We start from the raw sequence: 21,504 nt of genomic DNA, 5'->3' as shown, positions 1-21,504 counted from the left end.
GCGCAGCGCGCCGAAGCCCGGGAGGCCCGCCGGGGCCGAGCGGTGCGAGGGGCGCGTCGGGAATGGTGCTCGACCCGGGCGTCACCGCGCTCACCGGCGTATCCGTGGAGCACTGACGGGCGGGCCGTCCACGCCACCCTGACGGGCGTACGCACCGTCCGGGTACGGGAGGGCCGGGCGGGTGCACGACGGCGCCGCACAGCGCGCAGGAGGCCCGTCGCGGGCCTACATTGGATCTGACGCCAGCGCACCCCTCTCCAGGCCCGGAGCCCATCGATGCCGGTCACCACTCCAGCCGCACCGCCCTCCGTCCCCCAGGCCGCCCTGCCGCAGGACTTCGATGCCCTGCTCCGGGAGGATCCGGAGGTCGCCGCCGTGCTGCTGGGGGAGCTGCACCGCCAGTCCAGCACCCTGCAGCTGACCGCCGCCGAGAACTTCACCTCGCCCGCGGTCCTCGCCGCCCTCGGCTCACCCCTTGCCAACAAGTACGCCGAGGGCTATCCCGGCGCCCGCCACCACGGCGGCTGCGAACAGGCCGACGCCGCCGAACGCATCGCCTGCCGCCGCGCCACCTCGCTCTTCGGCGCCGAGCACGCCAACGTCCAGGCGCACTCCGGCTCCTCCGCGGTCCTCGCCGCCTACGCCGCCCTGCTCCGTCCCGGCGACACGGTGCTCGCGATGGGACTCCCGTACGGCGGACACCTCACCCACGGTTCGCCCGCCAACTTCTCCGGCCGCTGGTTCGAGTTCATCGGCTACGGGGTGGACCCGGAGAGCGGCCTGATCGACTACGAGCAGGTCCGCGCGCTGGCCCGCGCCCACCGCCCCAAGGCGATCGTGAGCGGCTCCATCTCGTACCCCCGCCATCCCGACTACGAGCTGTTCCGGGAGATCGCCGACGAGGCGGGCGCGTATCTCATCGCCGATTCCGCGCACCCGATGGGGCTGATCGCCGGGGGAGCGGCGCCGAGCCCGGTGCCGTACGCCGATGTGGTCTGCGCGACCACGCACAAGGTGCTGCGCGGGCCGCGCGGCGGGATGATCCTGTGCGGCGCGGAGCTGGCGGAGCGGATCGACCGGGCGGTCTTCCCGTTCACCCAGGGCGGTGCCCAGATGCACACCGTCGCCGCGAAGGCCGTCGCGTTCGGTGAGGCGGCCACCCCGGCGTTCACGACGTACGCGCACCGGGTGGTGGCCCATGCCCGGGTGCTGGCGGCCGGTCTGGAGGCGGAGGGCTTCGAGGTCACCACCGGCGGCACGGACACCCACCTGATCGTCGCGGACCCGGACCCGCTGGGCGTCGACGGGCGGACCGCCCGCGCCCGGCTGGCGGCGGCGGGCCTGGTGCTGGACACCTGCGCGCTGCCGTACGGGGACGCCCGGGGCATCCGGCTGGGCACCGCGGCCGTCACCACCCAGGGCATGGACGACGCGGACATGGCCCGGCTGGCGGTGCTCTTCGGAACGGCGGTGCGTGAGGAGGCCGACGTCCGAGCGGAGGTGCGCGAACTGGCGGAGAGCCATCCGCCTTACCCGGGGTAGCCGTCCGATGCGGAACCGATGGACCCGATCGCTGTGTCCTCGGTCATGAGGCCCGTGCAGCGCGGCCGTCCCTGATGCCAGGACGGTTTAGGGTGTGGGCTGAGATGGCCGGCGAAATCTATGGGGCAGCCCGTGCGTGATTACCTGCTGACGCTCTGTGTCACGGCCGCGGTGACCTATCTGCTGACCGGTCCGGTGCGTAAGTTCGCCATCGCGATCGGGGCGATGCCCGCGATCCGTGCGCGTGACGTCCACCGAGAACCGACACCGAGGCTCGGTGGCATCGCCATGTTCGGCGGGCTGTGCGCCGGACTGATCGTCGCGGCCCATCTCCACAACCTCGACTGGGTCTTCCAGCTCTCCACCGAGCCGCGGGCGCTGCTCTCCGGCGCCGCGCTGATCTGGCTGATCGGTGTCCTGGACGACAAGTTCGAGATCGATGCGCTGATCAAGCTCGGCGGGCAGATGATCGCCGCCGCGGTCATGGTCATCCAGGGTCTGACGATCCTGTGGCTGCCGATCCCCGGTGTGGGCACCGTCGCGCTCACCCAGTGGCAGGGCACGCTGCTCACGGTCGCCCTGGTCGTCATCACCATCAACGCGGTCAACTTCGTCGACGGCCTGGACGGTCTCGCGGCGGGCATGGTGTGCATCGCCGCCGCCGCGTTCTTCCTGTACACCTACCGGCTCTGGTACGGGCACATGATCGAGGCGGCGGCCCCGGCGGCGCTCTTCACGGTGATCCTGATGGGCATGTGCCTGGGTTTCCTGCCGCACAACATGCATCCCGCGCGGATCTTCATGGGCGACTCGGGTTCGATGCTGATCGGCCTGGTGCTCGCGGCCGGTGCGATCTCGGTGACGGGCCGGGTCGACCCGGACACGATGAGGCTCTTCGCCGGCAGTGAGCGCGAGGCCACCCACGCGATGCTGCCGGTCTTCATCCCGCTGCTGCTGCCGCTGACGATCATCGCGATCCCGGCCGCGGACCTGGTGCTGGCGATCGTGCGGCGGACGTGGAACGGGCAGTCGCCGTTCGCGGCGGACCGCGGCCACCTGCACCACCGGCTGCTGGAGATCGGCCACTCGCACAGCAGGGCCGTGCTGATCATGTACTTCTGGTCGGCCCTGATCGCCTTCGGCGCGGTCGGCTACTCCGTGCACTCGACGTCCCTGTGGATCGTGCTGGTGATCATGGGGATGAGCGCGCTGGGTCTCGTACTGCTGCTGCTGCCGCGCTTCACGCCGAGGGCTCCGTACTGGGCGGAACGCTTCGTACCGCCCCGCTACCGCCGGATCCGGGACAAGGGCGAGGCGGCGGAAGGGACGGCCCCCTCGTCCGGGGCCGGGCGCCAACAGGGGCCCCTGGAGGCGCCGATGGGGCAGAAGGGGCCCGAGTCACAGGAGCGCACCCCGGTGGTCGTGGGGGTGTCCGGCGTCAACGGGGCGACCGCCATCGGCCCCCGTTCGCGTTTTTCGGACAGAGACAGGGCTGAATCCACACGCTGAGAATTCGGGCACCGCGGGGCAATACCAGACAAGTAATTGAGTTGCCTTGCTCACATGCGCGAATTCACTCTCACGTGTGACTGTAAGCACACTTTCTTGGTAAAGACCTCATCAAATAGTTTGTGATACCGTTCACGAAGCCCGGTGACGGAGCCGAAGGACTTGAGTAGCACGGTCCATTGGCCCGAGGCATCGATTCGGACCGGGCCTACGCTCGTCCATGACGACACACTGCCCACCCCCTGCAAGCGGAGCTGCCGCCATGCCGTCCAACGACGCCCGGACTCTCCTTCAAGCCGCTGTACCCACCGCTGCCGCCGGCGTTGTCGCCGTTGCTGTCAGCGCTGGTGTCGCGGGCGGCAAGGGAGCCCTCGGCGCAGGTGTTGCGACGATCGTGGTGATCCTCTTCATGGGAATCGGCCTGCTGGTCCTGCAGCGGACCGCGCGGTCGTTGCCCCACCTGTTCCAGGCGATGGGGCTGATGCTGTACACGGCTCAGCTTCTCCTGTTGTTCATCTTCGTCGCCGCTTTCAAGAACACGACGATGTTCAACCCGAAGGCGTTCGCGATCACTTTGGTCGCGATGACCCTCGTGTGGATCGGCGCACAGACGCGTGCACACATGAAGGCCAAGATCCTTTACGTCGAACCCGAGTCCGACAAGGCGGAAAAGCCCAAGAACACGGGCTCGAAGTCGTGAAGGGTAGGGGCGGGATAAGTGCAGGTTCAAGACCCTGCTATCGTCCGGTTCCAACTGCGGCACTGCGGGCGCGGGCATGTGAGCTGACGCCTGCTCGATCGCGAGGCTCAATGCCTGACTGCCGCTCACACATCCGTAACACCAGTCCAGTGCCGAACCGCGGCTGCGCGCCGCGCCGACACAACGAGGTTGCCGTACCTATGCGCCACGCTGAAGGAGCCCGCGGTGAGTGCTGACCCGACACAGGTGCTCGCCTTCGAGACCGATTGCCACATCTTCTCCGGTTGTGGTTTCCCGGGTCCTGGCTTGCACTCTTTCCTGTTCGAGCCGATCTTCGGTGACGCGGACAGCAACATCTACTTCAACAAGACGATGCTGCTGGCGCTCCTCGGTACGGTCATCATCGTCGGCTTCTTCTGGGCCGCCTTCCGTAAGCCGAAGGTCGTTCCGGGCAAGCTGCAGATGGTTGCCGAGGCCGGCTACGACTTCGTACGCCGCGGAATCGTCTACGAGACGCTCGGCAAGCGCGAGGGCGAGAAGTACGTCCCGCTGATGGTGTCGATCTTCTTCTTCGTGTGGATGATGAACCTCTGGTCGATCATCCCGCTCGCCCAGTTCCCGGTGACGTCGGTCATCGCCTACCCGGCCGGGCTGGCCCTGATCGTCTACGTCCTCTGGATGAGCATCACCTTCAAGCGCCACGGTTTCGTCGGCGGCTTCAAGAACCTGACGGGCTACGACAAGTCGCTCGGCCCGGTGCTCCCGATGGTCATGGTCATCGAGTTCTTCTCGAACGTCGTTGTCCGGCCCTTCACGCACGCGGTCCGACTCTTCGCGAACATGTTCGCCGGTCACACGCTGCTGCTGCTCTTCACCATCGCCAGCTGGTACCTGCTCAACGGCATCGGTATCGCCTACGCGGGCGTCTCGTTCGTGATGGTCATCGTGATGACGGCCTTCGAGCTCTTCATCCAGGCTGTTCAGGCGTACGTCTTCGTGCTCCTGGCGTGCAGCTTCATCCAGGGCGCTGTCGCCGAGCACCACTGATCGCGCCTCCCATACCCCCAGTCGTCCGGTGGCCAACCCCCACCGGTCCGTGAAAGAGAAGGAAGAACTGGCATGTCCCAGACCCTTGCCGCCGTCACCGGTTCCCTCAGCTCCGTCGGATACGGCCTGGCTGCCATCGGCCCCGGCGTCGGCGTCGGCATCATCTTCGGTAACGGCACGCAGGCTCTCGCCCGTCAGCCCGAGGCTGCCGGTCTGATCCGCGCCAACCAGATCCTCGGCTTCGCCTTCTGTGAGGCGCTCGCCCTCATCGGTCTGGTCATGCCGTTCGTCTACAGCTGACGAACCGCGACTAGTCCGTTCCGACGAAAGGCACTGATGTGAACCCCCTGGTTCAGCTCGCGGCCTCCGAGGTGGAGAACCCCCTCATCCCGCCGATCCCTGAGCTCGTCATCGGTCTGATCGCCTTCGTCATCGTCTTCGGCTTCCTTGCCAAGAAGCTTCTCCCGAACATCAACAAGGTTCTGGAAGAGCGTCGCGAGGCCATCGAAGGCGGTATCGAGAAGGCCGATGCGGCCCAGACCGAGGCCCAGAGCGTCCTTGAGCAGTACAAGGCCCAGCTCGCCGAGGCCCGCCACGAAGCCGCGCGACTGCGCCAGGAGGCGCAGGAGCAGGGCGCTGTGATCCTGCAGGAGATGCGGGCGGAAGGTCAGCGGCAGCGTGAGGAGATCATCGCTGCCGGTCACGCCCAGATCGAGGCCGACCGCAAGGCCGCGGCCTCCGCGCTGCGTCAGGACGTGGGCAAGCTCGCCACCGACCTGGCCGGCAAGCTCGTCGGCGAGTCCCTTGAGGACCACGCCCGGCAGAGCGGCACCGTCGACCGTTTCCTCGACGAGCTCGAGGCGAAGGCCGAGGCTGTCCGATGAACGGCGCGAGCCGCGAGGCACTGGCTGCCGCACGTGAGTCGCTCGACGCGCTGACCGACAACACGTCGGTCGACGCGGCGAAGCTCGCCGAGGAGCTGGCCGCCGTGACGGCGCTGCTCCAGCGCGAGGTCTCACTGCGGCGGGTCCTGACCGACCCGTCGCAGGCCGGCGAGGCCCGGGCGGAGCTGGCCGGACGACTGCTGCGCGGTCAGGTGGGCGGCGAGACCGTCGACCTGATCTCCGGCATGGTCCGCTCCCGCTGGTCGCAGTCGCGCGACCTGGTCGACTCGGTCGAGGAACTGGCGAACATCGCAGACCTCACCGCCGCCCAGCGCAGCGGAGACCTCGACGACGTCGAGGACGAGCTGTTCCGGTTCGGCCGGATCGTCGCCTCCGACAAGGAGCTGCGCGCCGCGCTCACCAGCCGGTCCGCGTCCACCGCCGCCAAGGGGCAGCTGCTGCGCAGCCTGCTCGGCGGCAAGGCGCGGCCCGCCACCGAGCGCGTCGTCACGCGGCTTGTCACCCAGCCGCGTGGACGTAGCCTGGAAGCGGGACTCGAGTCCCTCTCCAAGCTCGCCGCGGAGCGCCGGGACCGCATGGTCGCCGTGGTCACCTCGGCCGTGCCGCTCAGTGATCGGCAGAAGCAGCGCCTCGGCGCCGCACTGGCGAAGATCTACGGCCGTCCGATGCACCTGAACCTCGACGTGGACCCGACGGTCCTCGGCGGGATCGCGGTGCAGGTCGGTGACGAGGTCATCAACGGCACCATCTCGGAGCGCCTCGAAGAGGCGACCCGACGCATGGCCGGCTGACCGACGCAGCGCAGCAACAGAACAGAGCAAGACCAGCGGCCCGGTTGGGCCGTGCAGAAATTGCAGAAGATTCCTGGGGGTCGGCCCCCAGACCCCCTTAAGAAACTTCGGGCCCAACAAGGAGAGCAGGGAACCCAGATGGCGGAGCTCACGATCCGGCCGGAGGAGATCCGGGACGCGCTGGAGAACTTTGTCCAGTCGTACAAGCCGGACGCGGCCTCGCGCGAGGAGGTCGGTACGGTCAGCGTTGCCGGCGACGGCATCGCGAAGGTCGAGGGTCTTCCCTCGGCCATGGCGAACGAGCTGCTGAAGTTCGAGGACGGCACCCTCGGTCTCGCCCTCAACCTCGAGGAGCGCGAGATCGGTGCCATCGTCCTCGGCGAGTTCAGCGGCATCGAAGAGGGCCAGCCGGTGCAGCGCACCGGTGAGGTGCTCTCCGTCGGCGTCGGCGAGGGTTACCTCGGCCGCGTCGTCGACCCGCTCGGCAACCCGATCGACGGTCTCGGCGAGATCGCGACCGACAGCCGCCGCGCCCTCGAGCTGCAGGCCCCTGGCGTCATGGTCCGTAAGTCGGTGCACGAGCCGATGCAGACCGGCTACAAGGCCGTCGACGCCATGGTGCCGATCGGCCGCGGCCAGCGTCAGCTGATCATCGGTGACCGTCAGACGGGTAAGACCGCTCTGGCCGTCGACACGATCATCAACCAGCGCGACAACTGGCGCTCGGGCGACGTGAACAAGCAGGTGCGCTGCATCTACGTCGCCATCGGTCAGAAGGGCTCCACCATCGCCTCCGTGCGCGGTGCCCTCGAAGAGGCCGGCGCGCTCGAGTACACGACCATCGTCGCCGCCCCGGCGTCCGACCCGGCCGGCTTCAAGTACCTTGCGCCGTACACCGGTTCGGCCATCGGTCAGCACTGGATGTACCAGGGCAAGCACGTCCTGATCATCTTCGACGACCTCTCGAAGCAGGCCGACGCCTACCGCGCCGTGTCGCTTCTGCTGCGCCGTCCGCCGGGCCGTGAGGCCTACCCGGGCGACGTCTTCTACCTCCACTCGCGTCTGCTGGAGCGCTGCGCGAAGCTCTCCGACGACATGGGTGCCGGTTCGATGACGGGCCTCCCGATCGTCGAGACCAAGGCGAACGACGTGTCGGCGTTCATCCCGACCAACGTCATCTCCATCACCGACGGCCAGTGCTTCCTGGAGTCCGACCTGTTCAACGCCGGCCAGCGTCCGGCCCTGAACGTCGGTATCTCGGTCTCCCGCGTCGGTGGCTCCGCCCAGCACAAGGCGATGCGCCAGGTCTCCGGCCGTCTCCGCGTGGACCTCGCCCAGTACCGCGAGCTGGAGGCGTTCGCCGCCTTCGGTTCCGACCTGGACGCGGCCTCGAAGGCGTCGCTGGAGCGCGGTAAGCGCATGGTCGAGCTGCTGAAGCAGCCGCAGTACTCCCCGTACCCGGTCGAGGAGCAGGTCGTCTCCATCTGGGCCGGCACCACCGGCAAGATGGACGACGTCCCGGTCGAGGACATCCGTCGCTTCGAGAGCGAGCTGCTGGAGTACCTGCGCCGTGAGCGCAAGGACCTCCTGACCAGCATCGCCGAGGGCGCCAAGATGTCGGACGACACGCTGCAGTCGGTCGCCGACGCCGTCGCCGCCTTCAAGCAGCAGTTCGAGACCTCGGACGGCAAGCTCCTGGGCGAGGGCTGATCGATGGGCGCTCAGCTTCGCGTTTACAAGCGCCGCATCCGCTCCGTCACCGCCACGAAGAAGATCACCAAGGCGATGGAGATGATCGCCGCCTCGCGCATCGTCAAGGCACAGCGCCAGGTGGCGGCGTCGACGCCGTACGCGACCGAGCTCACCCGTGCGGTGACCGCGGTGGCGACCGGCTCCACCACCAAGCACCCGCTGACCACCGAGGCCGAGACCCCGGCACGGGCCGCGATCCTGCTCATCACGAGCGACCGCGGTCTGGCCGGCGGTTACTCCTCCAACGCCATCAAGGCCGCGGAGCGACTGACCGAGCGGCTCCGGGGCGAGGGCAAGGAGGTCGTCACCTATGTGATCGGCCGCAAGGGTGTCGCCTACTACGGCTTCCGTGAGCGCAAGCTCGCGGACTCGTGGACCGGCTTCACCGACAGCCCGACGTACGCGGATGCGAAGCGGGCTGCGGCCCCGCTGATCGAGGCGGTCACCCAGGAGACCGCCGAGGGCGGCGTGGACGAGCTGCACATCGTCTTCACGGAGTTCGTGTCGATGATGACGCAGAACCCGGTCGACGACCGGATGCTGCCGCTCAGCCTCGATGCCACGAAGGAAGACGCCGGCAAGGGAGAGATCCTGCCGCTGTTCGACTTCGAGCCGTCGGCGGAGGACGTCCTCGACGCCCTGCTTCCGCGGTACGTCGAGAGCCGGATCTACAACGCGCTGCTGCAGGCCGCTGCTTCCGAGCACGCCGCCCGCCGCCGCGCGATGAAGTCGGCCACCGACAACGCCGGTGAGCTCATCAAGACGCTCTCCCGGCTTGCCAACGCGGCCCGCCAGGCCGAAATCACCCAGGAAATCAGCGAGATCGTCGGTGGTGCCAGTGCGCTGGCCGACGCGACCGCGGGGAGTGACAAGTAATGACGACCACAGTTGAGACGGCCGTTGCCACGGGCCGCGTCGCCCGGGTCATCGGCCCGGTCGTCGACGTGGAGTTCCCCGTCGACGCGATGCCGGAGATCTACAACGCCCTGACCGTCGAGGTGGCCGACCCGGCCGAGGACGGCAAGCTCAAGACGCTGACCCTCGAGGTCGCCCAGCACCTGGGCGACGGCGTGGTCCGCGCGATCTCGATGCAGCCCACCGACGGTCTGGTCCGCCAGGCCGCGGTGACCGACACGGGCACCGGAATCACGGTCCCCGTCGGCGACATCACCAAGGGCAAGGTGTTCAACACCCTCGGTGAGATCCTGAACAAGCCCGAGGCGAACGCCGAGGTCACCGAGCGCTGGCCGATCCACCGCAAGGCGCCCAACTTCGACCAGCTCGAGTCCAAGACCGAGATGTTCGAGACCGGCGTCAAGGTCATCGACCTGCTCACCCCGTACGTCAAGGGTGGAAAGATCGGTCTGTTCGGTGGTGCCGGTGTCGGCAAGACTGTTCTGATCCAGGAAATGATCTACCGCGTGGCCAACAACCACGACGGTGTGTCGGTGTTCGCCGGTGTCGGTGAGCGCACCCGTGAGGGCAACGACCTCATCGAGGAAATGGCCGACTCGGGCGTCATCGACAAGACGGCGCTTGTCTTCGGTCAGATGGACGAGCCGCCGGGCACGCGTCTCCGCGTCGCGCTGGCCGGTCTGACCATGGCGGAGTACTTCCGCGATGTGCAGAAGCAGGACGTGCTCTTCTTCATTGACAACATCTTCCGGTACACCCAGGCCGGCTCCGAGGTGTCCACCCTGCTCGGCCGTATGCCGTCCGCGGTGGGTTACCAGCCGAACCTGGCCGACGAGATGGGTCTGCTGCAGGAGCGCATCACGTCGACCCGTGGTCACTCGATCACCTCGATGCAGGCGATCTACGTCCCCGCGGACGACCTGACCGACCCGGCCCCGGCCACCACCTTCGCCCACCTCGACGCGACGACGGTTCTCTCCCGTCCGATCTCCGAGAAGGGCATCTACCCGGCCGTGGACCCGCTGGACTCCACGTCCCGCATCCTGGACCCCCGCTACATCGCGGAGGACCACTACGCGGCGGCCATGCGTGTCAAGGGGATCCTCCAGAAGTACAAGGACCTCCAGGACATCATCGCGATCCTCGGTATCGACGAGCTGGGCGAGGAGGACAAGCTCGTTGTCCACCGTGCCCGTCGTGTCGAGCGCTTCCTGTCGCAGAACACCCACGTCGCCAAGCAGTTCACCGGCGTGGACGGTTCGGACGTGCCGCTCGACGAGTCGATCGCCGCGTTCAACGCGATCTGCGACGGCGAGTACGACCACTTCCCCGAGCAGGCGTTCTTCATGTGCGGTGGCATCGAGGACCTGAAGGCCAACGCCAAGGAGCTCGGCGTCTCCTGAGCCCCTGGCTCACCGAGGGGGGCGGGTGTGTCCCGTCCCCCTCACCACGCCCCGTAGAATTGACCCAACACCCGGCTCGAACGGCCGGGTGGTGACCCGAGGAGCCACCCTTGGCTGCTGAGCTGCACGTCGAGCTGGTCGCCGCGGACCGCAGTGTCTGGTCCGGCGAGGCCACCCTGGTCGTCGCGCGCACCACGTCCGGCGACATCGGCGTCATGCCCGGTCACCAGCCGCTTCTGGGTGTGCTGGAATCGGGCCCGGTGACGATCCGTACGAGCGACGGCCAGACCGTGGTCGCCGCTGTGCACGGCGGTTTCATCTCGTTCGCGGACGACAAGCTCTCGCTGCTCGCCGAGATCGCGGAGCTGGCGGACGAGATCGATGTCCAGCGCGCCGAGCGTGCGCTGGAGCGCGCGAAGTCGGACACGGACGCTGCCTCCGAGCGGCGCGCCGAAGTCCGACTGCGTGCGGTGGCGGTGCGCTAGCGCCCCGCTACCACGTAGCTTTACCCTCAGCCGCGGCCCGAGCTGGAGACCACTCCAGACCGTGTCGCGGCTGAGGCGATGCAGGTGCGGTTGTAGTTCTGGTGGTATCCGTTACTCGACGACGCGAGGAGGTCGGTGGAGATGTTCCTCGCGCTGTGGGTGGGCGGGCTGCTCGTCGCACTGGTCCTGATCGGACTCTTCTTCTTCGGTCTGCGCCGGCGGCTGATTCAGCGCTCCGGCGGGACCTTCGACTGCAGCCTGCGATGGAACGTGTCCGAGGAGCCCGATCTCTCGGGCAAGGGCTGGGTCTACGGGGTCGCCCGGTACAGCGAGGACCGGATCAACTGGTTCCGCGTCTTCTCCTACGCTCCTCGACCCCGCCGGGTCCTGGAGCGTTCCGCGATCGAGGTGGTCGCCCGGCGGCTGCCCGAGGGCGAGGAGGAGCTGGCGCTGCTCTCCGACGCCGTGGTGCTCGGCTGTCTCCACGGGGAGACCCGCCTGGAGCTGGCCATGAGCGACGACGCGCTGACCGGATTCCTCGCCTGGCTGGAGGCGGCTCCGCCCGGCCAGCGGGTCAACGTGGCTTAGGGCCTGTGTGATGTCGTGATCACGCGGTGGTCTTGAGCAGGTCGTCGATCCAGATCATGGAGGCTCGCAGGTGGAGGCCGGCGAGGTAGCTGTCGGGCGACTTGTCGTAGCGGGTGGCGATGCCTCGCCAGGCTTTCAGCTTGTTGATCAGGCGCTCGACGGTGTTCCGTTCCTTGTAGAGGTCGGCGTCGTGGCTGATGGACCGGCCGCCTCGTGAGCCCTTCTTCTTGCGGTTTGCGGCCTGGTCCTTCTTCTCCGGGATGACTGCTTTGATGTTGCGTTTTCGCAGGTAGCGGCGGTTCCCGCGCGATGAGTAGGCCTTGTCGCCGGCGACTGCGCCGGGTCTGGTGCGGGGACGGCCGACCGGCAGACGGACTCGCACCTTCTCGAGCACGGCGATGAACTGCGGACTGTCCGCGGCCTGCCCGGCGGTCAGGACGAACGCGAGCGGACGGCATCTGCGGTCCGCCGCGAGATGAATCTTGCTGGTGAGGCCGCCCCGGGACCGGCCGAGCAGGGCTTGCTTCAGGCGGAGCTTGCGTCGGCGCCGGATGCGCCGGCGCTCGTCCTGTCCGTTCTGTTCCTCCGTGCCACCCCCTTTTGCCGGGCTGTCTCCTGCTCCTGCGCGGCTTCCTCCAGGGCCGACATGAGGTGCTTGCTGACGCGGAGCCCCGCGGCGTCGTGGTGGGCGCGGACAGTAGTGGAGTCCACGCTGACCAGCGACAAGTCTGTCTGCCCCGCGCGGGCTGCCTGAGCGATCAGACCTTCCAGCAGGGCGGTGAACACACCGGCGTCCCGCCAGACGCGGAAACGTCCGTAGACGGTGGCCCATGGGCCGAACTCGGCAGGCATCTCCCGCCACTGACCGCTGGAGCGGAACCGCCAGATCACCCCCTCGAACTGTTCCCGCAAACGCTCCGGATACGGGCCGTACCTACCGATCGGCAGATACGGCTCGATGAACTTCCACTGAGCATGGGTGAGTTGCCTACGCGTCACGACCACAGTCCTACCGGGCTCCACCCCACGAAGAGCACAGAACCCGGCAACTGATCACGACATCACACAGGCCCTAGCACGAGCGCTCGGCACGGCCCAGAAGACGGAAGAACCGGGGAGACGGGGGGCGGACCCGTCTCCCCGGCTGCTTTCCGGGGTGGTGCGTGGTGCTGGTGGGGGGTTGCCTCAGACCGTGAGGGCTACTTCAGGCCGCTGTTGATGGCGCCGACGAGTTCACCGTTGGCGGTGTCGCCGCTGAACTCCCAGAAGAACGCGCCTCCCAGGCCCTGGCTCTTCGCCCAGCTCATCTTGGACGTGATGGTGGCCGGGGTGTCGTAGCTCCACCAGTTGGTGCCGCAGTGGGCGTACGCGGTGCCGGCGACGGTGCCGGTGGCCGGGCAGCTGTTCTTGAGGACCTTGTAGTCCTCGATGCCCGCCTCGTAGGTGCCGGGTGCGGCGCCGGTGGCGGCGCCGCCGGGCGCGTCCTGGGTGACGCCGGTCCAGCCGCGGCCGTAGAAGCCGATGCCGAGGAGCAGCTTGGACGCGGGGACGCCCTGGGCCTTCAGCTTGGCGATGGCGTCGGCGGAGTTGAAGCCGGCCTGCGGGATGCCGTTGTAGGAGGTGAGCGGGGAGTGCGGGGCGGTCGGGCCCTTGGCCGCCCAGGCGCCGAAGAAGTCGTACGTCATCACGTTGTACCAGTCCAGGGACTGGGCGGCGCCGGCGTAGTCGGCGGCGTCGATCTTGCCGCCCTCGGAGCCGTCGGCGGTGATGGCGGCCGTCACCAGGTTGCTGCTGCCGAACTTCGTGCGCAGCGCGGTGGTGAGGCCCTTCAGCGCGGCCGGGCCGCTGGTGTCACAGGTCAGGCCGCAGGCGTTGGGGTACTCCCAGTCGATGTCGATGCCGTCGAAGACATCGGCCCAGCGGGGGTCCTCCACCAGCTTGTAGCAGGAGTCGGCGAACGCGGCCGGGTTCTTCGCGGCCTCGCCGAAGCCACCGGACCAGGTCCAGCCGCCGAAGGACCACAGCACCTTGATGTGCGGGTACTTCGCCTTGAGCTTGCGCAGCTGGTTGAAGCTGCCGCGCAGCGGCTGGTCCCAGGTGTCGGCTACGCCGTCGACGGACTTGTCGGCGGTGTACGCCATGTCGTAGTCGGCGTAGGAGTCACCGATCGTGCACTTGCCGCCCTGGACGTTGCCGAAGGCGTAGTTGATGTGCGTGATCTTCGCGGCGGAACCCGAGGTGTCCAGGTTCTTGACGTGGTAATTCCGGCCGTAGACGCCCCAGTCGGTGAAGTAACCGAGGCTGACCTTGCCGCCGGTGCCGGGGTCGGGGTTGCCGCCGCCACCGGTGGTGTGGACCTTCACCGCGCCGCTGACCGGACCGGTCTGGTCGGCGGTGTCACGGGCCTGCACGGTGTACGAGTAGTCGGTGCCGGCCTTGAGGCCGGAGTCCGTGTACGTCGTGCCGGTGACGGTCGAGACGACCGTGCCGTCCCGCAGCACGTCGTAGTTCTTGATGCCGTTGTCGTCGGTCGCGGCGGACCAGCTCAGCTTGGCCGAGGTGTCGGTGACGGCGCTCGCGGTCGGAGTGCCCGGTGCCGAGGGGGCGTTGTCGCCGGGGACGCTGCCGCCGTCGCAGGAGGCGCCGTTCAGCTTGCAGCCGGTGGGGGCGCCGGGGCCGGTGCCGTTGAAGCCGAAGCTGACGGAGGCGCCGGGGGCGACCGAACCGTTCCAGCCGAGGTTCTTGGCGGTCCAGTGGGTTCCGGAGCTGGTGACGGTGGCGTCCCAGGCGGAGCCGACCGCGGTGCCGGAGGGGAAGTCCCACTCGATGGTCCAGGAGGACAGGGCGGTGGTGCCGGTGTTCTTCACCGTCCACTGGCCCTCGAAGCCGCTGCCCCAGTCGGATTTCTTGACGAAGGAGGCGGTCGCCGAGGTGGCGGCCTCGGCGGGGGAGGCCAGGCCGACCATCGCGGCGAGTGGAAGCAGCAGCGCGGTGACACCGGCGACTGCTCTGGATCTGGTGGCTCTTCCGGTCCCGAGTCTGAATCGGGTCCGGCGTAGGGGGGTTTCAGTGCTCAACGGTGCTCCTCGGGTGAGGTCCGGACAATCGGGGGTGGTCCGTGGACTGCAAACCCTGCGCCGCCCTGAGCCCGCCTTGTCATGGCGTGCTCACCGCAGTGTGCTCGGTGAGATTAGGAAGGTCTGGACCAATCGTCAAGAGGTCTGGACCAAAGTTCGCGACTAAACCTTCAGACTCCCAATTCCTGTGCGAGTACCGCCGCCTGGACCCGGCTGCGCAGTTCCAGCTTGCCCAGCAGCCTGCTCACATGGGTCTTCACCGTCGCCTCCGCCACGGAGAGCCGGACCGCGATCTCGGCGTTCGACAGGCCCTCGCCGAGGCAGCCCAGAACCTCCCGCTCCCGCCGGGTGAGCGCGTCCAGCACCGCGGGATCGGGCGCGTTCGCGGGCCGTACGGGAGAAGCCCTGGCGAACTCGGCGATCAGCCTGCGCGTCACGGCCGGGGCGATCAGCCCCTCGCCGCGCGCCACCGTCCGTACGGCGTCGAGCAGATCGCGCGCGTCGGTGTTCTTCAGTAGGAAGCCGGCGGCCCCCGCCCGCAGCGCCCCGAAGACGTACTCGTCCAGATCGAAGGTGGTCAGCACCAGCACGTCCGCGAGCCGTTCGGCCACCACCTGCCCGGTCGCCGACACCCCGTCCAGCCGCGGCATCTGAATGTCCATCAGCACTAGGTCCGGCCGCAGCTCGCGGGCCAGGCGCACCGCCTCCTCGCCGTCCCCGGCCTCGCCCACGACCTCGATGTCGGGGGCGCTGCGCAGAATCAGCACCAGCCCCGCCCGGACGGCCGACTGGTCCTCGGCTACCACAACCCGGATCGTCATGTCCTCGACGCCCCTTCCTCCACGGGCAGTTCGGCCCGTACCCGCCAGATCTTCGTACCGTCGCCGGTGGTTGACGGACCGGCCTCGATCGCGCCGCCCAGCAGTGCCACCCGCTCCCGCATCCCCACCAGACCGGCCCCCGAGCCGGGTGCACGCGGCCCGGGGCGGTCCCCGAACACACTGCTGACCTCCACCATGAGCAGCTGCCCGGACTGCCCGAGCCGCACCGTGACCGGGCCGGGCGCGGCGTGCTTGAGCGCGTTCGTCAGGGACTCCTGGACGATCCGGTACGCGGCCAGCTCGACCGGCGTGGGCAGTGCGCCGCCCTCGCCCCGCTCGTCCTCGAACGTACAGGTCAGGCCGCTCGACGCGGCGTTCGTACGGGTCTGCTCCAGCAGGGCGTCCAGCGAGGCGAGGGTGGGCGAGGCGGCCGGTTCCAGGCCACCGCCGCCGGTGCGCAGCAGCCCGATCAGCCTCCGCATCTCGGCGAGCCCGTCGACGCTGTTCTCCCGGATCACCCCCAGCGCGTCGCGGGAGGTGGCCGGGTCGTCGATGGAGAGCGCGGCGGTGGAGTGGATGGCGATCGCGGAAAGGTGGTTGGCCACCATGTCGTGGAGTTCGCGGGCCATCCGGGTGCGCTCGGCGGTCACCGCCTGGGTCCGGTCCATCTCGGCCAGCAGTGCGGTCTGTTCGGCGTGCAACCGGGCCGTCTCGGCGGCGTCGCGGTGGTTGCGGACGCTGACCCCGGTGATGGCGGGCAGGAACGAGACCATGGCGGTGACGACGCCGATGAGCAGTGCCTGGGGGTTGCGGAACCAGGCCAGGAACCCGATGGTGACCGCGATCGTGATCAGGAACGTGGTCACCGGGATGCGGCGGGCGGCGGACGGCTTCCCGTACAGCACGGCCGCGTACATCAGGTCCGTGAACATCAGCACCGTCGCCAGGTTCCCGACCGTGAACTGGTCCGCGACCAGTGCGACCGTGCCGATGACCAGGGCGGTCTGCGGGGCGGTCCGGCGGACCAGTTCGAGCGCCGACACGACGGCGAGCGGCAGCAGGGACACCCACGGGGCGACGAAGCTCCGGTCGCCCTGGATGTTCAGACCGAGCATCCACAGGACGAGGCCGCCGAAGAGGCCGATGACCGCCAGGAGCACGTCGTGGCGGTGCGGCCGGGGAAGGGAGAGCACCCTCCCATCCAACACGGCGGCCCGCGCCCGGACCTCCGTACCAGGGGCGAGGCGCGAGTACATCGAAGGATGCAGTCGTGGTTCGTCATCGCAGACGACGAATCCGGGCCGGGCGGCCGGGAGGCTGGGGGAGACGGAAAGGAGAGGGCCGTGATCGTCACGCTGATCGTGCTCTGCGAAGTCGCCTTCTGGGTGCTGCTGGCCGCGGGGCTCGCGCTGCGGTACCTGGCGAAGAAACCGAGGCTGGGCGCGGCCATGCTGCTGTGCGAGCCGCTGCTGGAGGTCGTACTGCTGGTGGTGACCGCCATCGACCTGAAGAACGGGGCTCAGCCCGACTGGAAGCACGGACTCGCCGCGGTCTACATCGGCTTCACCGTGGGGCTCGGCCACTCCACGATCCGCTGGGTCGACGCCCGGGTGGCGCACCGCTTCGCGGGCGGGCCGCCGCCGGTGAAGCCGCCGAAGTACGGCATGGCGCGCGCGGTGCACGAGTGGAAGGTCGCGGCGCGCTGGACGGCCGCGGCGGTGACCGCGCTGGCGCTGCTCCAGGCGGCCGTCTGGTACGTGGGCGGGGACGGCGATGTGTCGTCGTTGCAGGCGTGGCAGGAGAAGATGCTGTTCGTGATCGGTATCAACGTGGTCATCGCGGGGAGCTACACGTTGTTCCCGAAGACGGCGCCGGGGCCGGGGCCGTCGAGCTGACCCCGGCCCGTCCCGGTCCGCGGACCGGGACGGCTACCGCTCGCCGCCCGGCACCCACAGCACGTCGCCGACCTCCTTGTTCGCCGTCCTGGCGAGGATGAACAGCAGGTCGGAGAGCCGGTTGAGATACGTCGCGGTCAGCGCGTTCATCACCTCGCCGTGCACCTCCAGCGCCGCCCAGGTGGACCGCTCCGCGCGCCGGACCACCGTGCACGCCTGGTGCAGCAGCGCGGCCCCCGGGGTGCCGCCCGGCAGGATGAAGCTGCGCAGCTTCTCCAGCTGCTCCAGGAAGTGGTCGCAGTCCGCCTCCAGCTTGTCGACGTAGCTCTGCTCCACCCGCAGCGGAGGGTACTTGGGATCCTCGACGACCGGGGTCGACAGGTCCGCGCCCACGTCGAACAGGTCGTTCTGCACGCGGACGAGGACCTTCACGACGTCCTCGGGGAGCTGCCCGAGCGCGATCGCGGTACCGATGACGGCATTGGCCTCATTGGCGTCGGCGTACGCGGAGATCCGCAGATCGGTCTTTGCGGTCCGGCTCATGTCGCCGAGGGCGGTGGTGCCCTGGTCGCCGGTGCGCGTGTAGATACGTGTCAGATTGACCATGCGGTCAGCCTAAGGGCTGTCCACGGGACAGCCCTTTAGTCAGGCACCCGCCCGCCGGAAGACGCGTGTGCCCACCGCCACGGCGATCGCCGCGAATCCGAGCGCGACCAGCACCCCGTAGAGCATGTGGGCGGATGCGTACGAACCCACGTACGCGTCCCGCACCGCGTCCACGAGGTAGCGGAACGGCGTGAGATGGGAGAGCACGTCCAGCCAGCCGGGGCCCAGGGTCATCGGCAGCATCAGACCGGAGAGCAGCATGGCCGGCATGGTGATCGAGTTGATCACCGGGCCGAACTCCTGCGGGGTGCTGACCTTCATGGCCAGGGCGTACGAGAGCGAGGCCAGCGAGATCGTCAGCAGGCCGACGAACGCGAAGCCGATCAGCACCCCGGGCAGGGGCGCGCGCAGCCCCATGAGCACGGCGGCGAGCACCAGCAGCACCGCCTGGAACATGAACAGCAGGGCATCGCGCAGGACCCGGCCCAGGAGCAGCGCCAGCCGGCTGACCGGGGTCACCCGCATCCGCTCCACGACCCCGGTCGACTTGTCGATGATGATGGCGAACCCGGCGAACGAAGCGCCGAACAGGCCGAGTTGGAGCAGCAGTCCGGGGACCAGGACCTGCCAGGAGTCACCGGTCGAGCCGAGCGGCAGCCCGGTGAGCAGCGGGCCGAAGAAGAGCAGGTAGAGCAGCGGCATGAGGATGCCGAAGAGGATCTGGAACTTTGAGCGCAGGGTCTGCCGGGCGTACCGCCCGAAGACGAGCGCGGTGTCGTGGAGAAGCATCGGATTCCTCTAGACGGACCAGCCGGACCAGCCGGATCAGACGGACTGGACGGACTGGATGGCGACGGGAGCGGCGTCGGCCGGTGCGGGGGAGCGCCCGGTGATCGCCAGGAACGCCTCCTGGAGCGAGGCGGCGGGGGAGCCCGCGTGCCGGGTCTTCAGCGCGGCCGGTGTGCCCTCGGCCACGACCAGGCCGCCGTCGACCACGACGAGCCGGTCCGCGAGCGCGTCGGCCTCGTCGAGGTAGTGGGTGGTGAGCACGACGGTCGTGCCGTGGGTGTCCCGCAGCCGGCGCACCAGCTCCCACAGGTCGGCGCGGCTGCCCGGGTCGAGCCCGGTGGTCGGCTCGTCGAGGAAGAGCACGGCCGGGCGGTGGGTGAGCCCCATGGCGATGTCGAGCCGCCGTCGCTGGCCACCGGAGAGGGTGGCCGTCCGGCGGTCCAGCAGCTCCGAGAGGCCCAGTTCGGCGGCGAGTTCGGCGGCCCGGGACGCTGCCGCCGCCTTGCCGAGCCGGTAGAGGCGGCCCTGGGTGACCAGCTCCTCCCGGACGCTGATGTGGGGGTCGACGCCGCCCGACTGGGCCACGTACCCGCACTTCTTACGTACGCCCGCCGGGTCCGCGAGCAGATCGTGGCCGGCCACGGTGGCCGCGCCGCCGGTGGGGGCGAGCAGCGTGGTGAGCATGCGCAGAGTGGTGGTCTTGCCCGCTCCGTTGGGCCCGAGGAGACCGACGATCTCGCCGGCCGCGACCGTCATGTCGATGGAACGTACGGCCTGGACCGGACCGCCCTTGGTGTCGAAGGTCCGGGCGAGCCCGGCCGTGCTGATGATTGGCATGCCGACCACAAAAACAGAGTCGATGAAAAATTGCAATGACACCAAATATTGTGGAGCACCAAATATTCAGGAACCCCAGGGGAGTCCTACGATGGGGCCATGGCTGAGGGACTCAGGGAGCGCAAGAAGCGCCAGACCAGGCAGCACCTCTCGGACGTGGCCACCGGTCTCTTCCTGGAGCGGGGCTTCGACGCGGTCACGATCGCCGAGATCGCCCGCGCCGCCGACGTCTCGGTGAACACGGTCTACAACTACTTCCCGACCAAGGAGGACCTCTTCCTCGACCGCAGTCGCGGCATCGTCGACCGTCTCTCGCGGTACGTCCGGGGCCGGGACAGGGGTGAGTCCGCGGCCGACGCCGTCCTGCGCGAACTGCGCATCCAGGTGGAGGGCGTGTCACCCACCGTCGGCCTGATGGAGGGTTATGAGCGCTTCATGCGGGTCATCGAGGGCGCGGACGGCCTCAAGGCCCGCCTCTGGCACGTACAGCAGGAGGCCCTTCAGCATCTGGAGACGACGCTCCAGGAGGAGTGCGGGACGGAGCCCGGGGACCCGACGCCGATCCTGGTGGCGGGTCAGCTCTCCTGGGTGCACAGCACGCTCATGGCGTACATCGGCCGGGAGATGGTGGACGGCCGCAAGGCGGGCGAGGTGTCCCGGGACGCGCTCGTCCTGCTCGACGACATCGAGGACCTGCTCGGCGAAAAGGTCCTCAACTACGCCCGGCGCGCCGCTGAATGAGGGGTCCCGGTGTGATGTCCGTCATGTGAGACGTGACGCGCATCTCTTCACGGCCCCAGGGCCCCCCAACGGTACTAATCTCCGCCGGAGAGCATGTGAAGAACCGTCGAGACCCGGCCGTGCAGGGACCAGCTGCAGAGGCGGGCAGAAAACCAAGGGGTGCAGACGTGGCCAGGAAGCTTGCCGTCATCGGAGCCGGACTCATGGGGTCCGGCATCGCGCAGGTCTCCGCCCAGGCGGGCTGGGACGTGGTGCTGCGCGATGTCACCGACGAGGCCCTGGCCCGTGGACGTGACGGCATCAAGGCGTCGTACGACAAGTTCGTCTCCAAGGGCAAGCTGGACGCCGCCGACGCCGAGGCCGCGCTCGCCCGCATCACGACCACCACCGACCTCGACGCGGTCGCCGACGCGGATGTCGTCGTCGAGGCCGTCTTCGAGAAGCTGGAGGTCAAGCACGAGATCTTCCGGGCGCTCGACAAGATCGTCCGGGACGACGCGGTGCTCGCCTCCAACACCTCCGCCATCCCGATCACCAAGATCGCGGCCGTGACGGAGCGCCCCGAGCGCGTCGTCGGTGTGCACTTCTTCTCGCCGGTCCCGATGATGCAGCTCTGCGAACTCGTACGGGGCTACAAGACCAGCGACGAAACCCTCGCCACCGCGCGGGAGTTCGCCGAGTCCGTCGGCAAGACCTGCATCGTCGTCAACCGCGACGTCGCCGGCTTCGTCACCACCCGGCTGATCTCGGCGCTCGTCGTCGAGGCCGCCAAGCTGTACGAGTCGGGCGTCGCCTCGGCCGAGGACATCGACATCGCCTGCAAGCTGGGCTTCGGCCACGCCATGGGCCCGCTCGCCACGGCGGACCTGACCGGCGTCGACATCCTGCTGCACGCCACGAGCAACATCTACACCGAGTCGCAGGACGAGAAGTTCGCCGCTCCGGAGCTGATGCGCCGGATGGTGGATGCAGGTGACATCGGCCGCAAGAGCGGGCAGGGCTTCTACACGTACTGATCGTTTTCGGTCTCCGGTTGCCTGATCTGCCGTCGGTCAGGCCCGGAGATCCGGGGGAGTCTCCCGGAATCAGCGGGTCCGAGCG

Annotated in this window: 21 protein-coding genes and 1 pseudogene; 15 read left to right on the top strand and 7 right to left on the bottom strand. The window is 68.7% G+C overall.

Annotated elements, in window-relative coordinates; all coding sequences use genetic code 11:
• Positions 1 to 276: 276 nt before the first annotated feature.
• The 12 genes from glyA to ACFYY7_RS08690 all read left to right on the top strand — a co-directional run bounded on the left by glyA (position 277) and on the right by ACFYY7_RS08690 (position 11,637).
• A complete protein-coding gene (gene glyA / locus ACFYY7_RS08745) occupies positions 277 to 1,542 on the top strand; it encodes a serine hydroxymethyltransferase (RefSeq protein WP_388658799.1) in 1,266 nt (421 codons plus the stop codon).
• 120 nt (positions 1,543 to 1,662) lie between these two features.
• The gene (locus tag ACFYY7_RS08740) at positions 1,663 to 3,051 is read left to right on the top strand and encodes an MraY family glycosyltransferase (protein ID WP_388658796.1); all 1,389 of its coding nucleotides are present in this window, start codon (positions 1,663 to 1,665) and stop codon (positions 3,049 to 3,051) included.
• Between the two features lie 262 nt (positions 3,052 to 3,313).
• A complete protein-coding gene (locus ACFYY7_RS08735; protein ID WP_388658793.1) occupies positions 3,314 to 3,751 on the top strand; it encodes a hypothetical protein in 438 nt (145 codons plus the stop codon).
• A gap of 210 nt (positions 3,752 to 3,961) precedes the next feature.
• Complete coding sequence (atpB, locus tag ACFYY7_RS08730) at positions 3,962 to 4,798, top strand: F0F1 ATP synthase subunit A (protein WP_259931969.1); 837 nt, start codon at positions 3,962 to 3,964, stop codon at positions 4,796 to 4,798.
• Between the two features lie 72 nt (positions 4,799 to 4,870).
• On the top strand, positions 4,871 to 5,098 hold the full coding sequence (gene atpE / locus ACFYY7_RS08725; protein ID WP_030386954.1) for an ATP synthase F0 subunit C: 228 nt from the start codon (positions 4,871 to 4,873) through the stop codon (positions 5,096 to 5,098).
• Positions 5,099 to 5,136: 38 nt separating this feature from the next.
• A complete protein-coding gene (locus tag ACFYY7_RS08720; RefSeq protein ID WP_388658790.1) occupies positions 5,137 to 5,682 on the top strand; it encodes a F0F1 ATP synthase subunit B in 546 nt (181 codons plus the stop codon).
• A complete protein-coding gene (locus tag ACFYY7_RS08715) occupies positions 5,679 to 6,494 on the top strand; it encodes a F0F1 ATP synthase subunit delta (RefSeq protein ID WP_351260796.1) in 816 nt (271 codons plus the stop codon). Before ACFYY7_RS08720 ends, ACFYY7_RS08715 begins: the two co-directional genes overlap by 4 nt.
• A gap of 138 nt (positions 6,495 to 6,632) precedes the next feature.
• Entirely contained in the window at positions 6,633 to 8,204 is a 1,572-nt protein-coding gene (atpA, locus tag ACFYY7_RS08710) for a F0F1 ATP synthase subunit alpha (protein ID WP_093543999.1), read from the top strand.
• Positions 8,205 to 8,207: 3 nt separating this feature from the next.
• Positions 8,208 to 9,122 (top strand): F0F1 ATP synthase subunit gamma, encoded by a 915-nt coding sequence (locus ACFYY7_RS08705; protein WP_351260794.1) that lies wholly within the window; start codon positions 8,208 to 8,210, stop codon positions 9,120 to 9,122.
• Complete coding sequence (gene atpD, locus ACFYY7_RS08700) at positions 9,122 to 10,564, top strand: F0F1 ATP synthase subunit beta (RefSeq protein ID WP_388658785.1); 1,443 nt, start codon at positions 9,122 to 9,124, stop codon at positions 10,562 to 10,564. The genes ACFYY7_RS08705 and atpD overlap by 1 nt, the downstream gene beginning before the upstream one ends.
• Before the next feature lie 110 nt (positions 10,565 to 10,674).
• The gene (locus tag ACFYY7_RS08695) at positions 10,675 to 11,049 is read left to right on the top strand and encodes a F0F1 ATP synthase subunit epsilon (RefSeq protein ID WP_259931878.1); all 375 of its coding nucleotides are present in this window, start codon (positions 10,675 to 10,677) and stop codon (positions 11,047 to 11,049) included.
• A 141-nt stretch (positions 11,050 to 11,190) separates the two neighbouring features.
• On the top strand, positions 11,191 to 11,637 hold the full coding sequence (locus ACFYY7_RS08690; protein ID WP_266733551.1) for a DUF2550 domain-containing protein: 447 nt from the start codon (positions 11,191 to 11,193) through the stop codon (positions 11,635 to 11,637).
• 19 nt (positions 11,638 to 11,656) lie between these two features.
• Here the strand turns inward: ACFYY7_RS08690 and ACFYY7_RS08685 are convergent.
• From ACFYY7_RS08685 to ACFYY7_RS08670, 4 genes and pseudogenes are all read right to left on the bottom strand, one after another.
• Positions 11,657 to 12,636, bottom strand: a pseudogene (locus ACFYY7_RS08685) (IS5 family transposase).
• A 200-nt stretch (positions 12,637 to 12,836) separates the two neighbouring features.
• Positions 12,837 to 14,714 carry a glycosyl hydrolase family 18 protein gene (locus ACFYY7_RS08680; RefSeq protein WP_388658783.1) on the bottom strand — a complete coding sequence of 626 codons (1,878 nt, stop codon included), beginning with the start codon at positions 14,712 to 14,714 and terminating at the stop codon, positions 12,837 to 12,839.
• 170 nt (positions 14,715 to 14,884) lie between these two features.
• Positions 14,885 to 15,535, bottom strand: a complete 651-nt coding sequence (locus tag ACFYY7_RS08675) for a response regulator (protein ID WP_388658780.1) — start codon at positions 15,533 to 15,535, stop codon at positions 14,885 to 14,887.
• Positions 15,532 to 16,728: a sensor histidine kinase gene (locus tag ACFYY7_RS08670; RefSeq protein WP_388658777.1), complete on the bottom strand. Its 1,197-nt coding sequence runs from the start codon at positions 16,726 to 16,728 to the stop codon at positions 15,532 to 15,534. Before ACFYY7_RS08670 ends, ACFYY7_RS08675 begins: the two co-directional genes overlap by 4 nt.
• 150 nt (positions 16,729 to 16,878) lie before the next feature.
• Between ACFYY7_RS08670 and ACFYY7_RS08665 the strand changes: the two genes are divergently transcribed.
• Positions 16,879 to 17,430, top strand: a complete 552-nt coding sequence (locus ACFYY7_RS08665; RefSeq protein ID WP_388658774.1) for a hypothetical protein — start codon at positions 16,879 to 16,881, stop codon at positions 17,428 to 17,430.
• A 33-nt stretch (positions 17,431 to 17,463) separates the two neighbouring features.
• Here the strand turns inward: ACFYY7_RS08665 and ACFYY7_RS08660 are convergent, their stop codons facing one another.
• From ACFYY7_RS08660 to ACFYY7_RS08650, 3 genes are read right to left on the bottom strand one after another with little or no spacing between them, the layout of a single operon-like run.
• Positions 17,464 to 18,036, bottom strand: coding sequence for a cob(I)yrinic acid a,c-diamide adenosyltransferase (locus ACFYY7_RS08660; RefSeq protein WP_259931864.1), 573 nt, complete (start codon positions 18,034 to 18,036; stop codon positions 17,464 to 17,466).
• A 39-nt stretch (positions 18,037 to 18,075) separates the two neighbouring features.
• A complete protein-coding gene (locus tag ACFYY7_RS08655) occupies positions 18,076 to 18,825 on the bottom strand; it encodes an ABC transporter permease (RefSeq protein ID WP_388658770.1) in 750 nt (249 codons plus the stop codon).
• Between the two features lie 36 nt (positions 18,826 to 18,861).
• Positions 18,862 to 19,662: an ABC transporter ATP-binding protein gene (locus ACFYY7_RS08650; RefSeq protein WP_388658768.1), complete on the bottom strand. Its 801-nt coding sequence runs from the start codon at positions 19,660 to 19,662 to the stop codon at positions 18,862 to 18,864.
• Positions 19,663 to 19,761: 99 nt separating this feature from the next.
• On the opposite strand from ACFYY7_RS08650, the gene ACFYY7_RS08645 reads away from it, so the two are divergent.
• Both ACFYY7_RS08645 and ACFYY7_RS08640 read left to right on the top strand, forming a co-directional pair.
• Entirely contained in the window at positions 19,762 to 20,403 is a 642-nt protein-coding gene (locus ACFYY7_RS08645; protein ID WP_388658765.1) for a TetR/AcrR family transcriptional regulator, read from the top strand.
• Between the two features lie 167 nt (positions 20,404 to 20,570).
• Positions 20,571 to 21,419, top strand: a complete 849-nt coding sequence (locus ACFYY7_RS08640) for a 3-hydroxyacyl-CoA dehydrogenase family protein (RefSeq protein ID WP_388658763.1) — start codon at positions 20,571 to 20,573, stop codon at positions 21,417 to 21,419.
• Positions 21,420 to 21,504 lie beyond the last annotated feature (85 nt).

This window comes from Streptomyces sp. NPDC001933 (assembly GCF_042890955.1).
GTDB lineage: Bacteria > Actinomycetota > Actinomycetes > Streptomycetales > Streptomycetaceae > Streptomyces.
The sequence above is the reverse complement of the archived record's forward strand: the minus strand, read 5'-3'. Positions and strand labels throughout refer to the sequence as shown.

Excerpts from the sequence above, each read along its gene's own strand:
- glyA (WP_388658799.1), top strand. The coding sequence starts at position 277 with ATGCCGGTCACCACTCCAGCCGCACCGCCCTCCGTCCCCCAGGCCGCC.
- ACFYY7_RS08740 (WP_388658796.1), top strand. The coding sequence starts at position 1,663 with ATGGGGCAGCCCGTGCGTGATTACCTGCTGACGCTCTGTGTCACGGCC.
- ACFYY7_RS08735 (WP_388658793.1), top strand. The coding sequence starts at position 3,314 with ATGCCGTCCAACGACGCCCGGACTCTCCTTCAAGCCGCTGTACCCACC.
- atpE (WP_030386954.1), top strand. The coding sequence starts at position 4,871 with ATGTCCCAGACCCTTGCCGCCGTCACCGGTTCCCTCAGCTCCGTCGGA.
- ACFYY7_RS08715 (WP_351260796.1), top strand. The coding sequence starts at position 5,679 with ATGAACGGCGCGAGCCGCGAGGCACTGGCTGCCGCACGTGAGTCGCTC.
- atpA (WP_093543999.1), top strand. The coding sequence starts at position 6,633 with ATGGCGGAGCTCACGATCCGGCCGGAGGAGATCCGGGACGCGCTGGAG.
- ACFYY7_RS08705 (WP_351260794.1), top strand. The coding sequence starts at position 8,208 with ATGGGCGCTCAGCTTCGCGTTTACAAGCGCCGCATCCGCTCCGTCACC.
- atpD (WP_388658785.1), top strand. The coding sequence starts at position 9,122 with ATGACGACCACAGTTGAGACGGCCGTTGCCACGGGCCGCGTCGCCCGG.
- ACFYY7_RS08690 (WP_266733551.1), top strand. The coding sequence starts at position 11,191 with ATGTTCCTCGCGCTGTGGGTGGGCGGGCTGCTCGTCGCACTGGTCCTG.
- ACFYY7_RS08675 (WP_388658780.1), bottom strand. The coding sequence starts at position 15,535 with ATGACGATCCGGGTTGTGGTAGCCGAGGACCAGTCGGCCGTCCGGGCG.
- ACFYY7_RS08660 (WP_259931864.1), bottom strand. The coding sequence starts at position 18,036 with ATGGTCAATCTGACACGTATCTACACGCGCACCGGCGACCAGGGCACC.
- ACFYY7_RS08655 (WP_388658770.1), bottom strand. The coding sequence starts at position 18,825 with ATGCTTCTCCACGACACCGCGCTCGTCTTCGGGCGGTACGCCCGGCAG.
- ACFYY7_RS08650 (WP_388658768.1), bottom strand. The coding sequence starts at position 19,662 with ATGCCAATCATCAGCACGGCCGGGCTCGCCCGGACCTTCGACACCAAG.
- ACFYY7_RS08645 (WP_388658765.1), top strand. The coding sequence starts at position 19,762 with ATGGCTGAGGGACTCAGGGAGCGCAAGAAGCGCCAGACCAGGCAGCAC.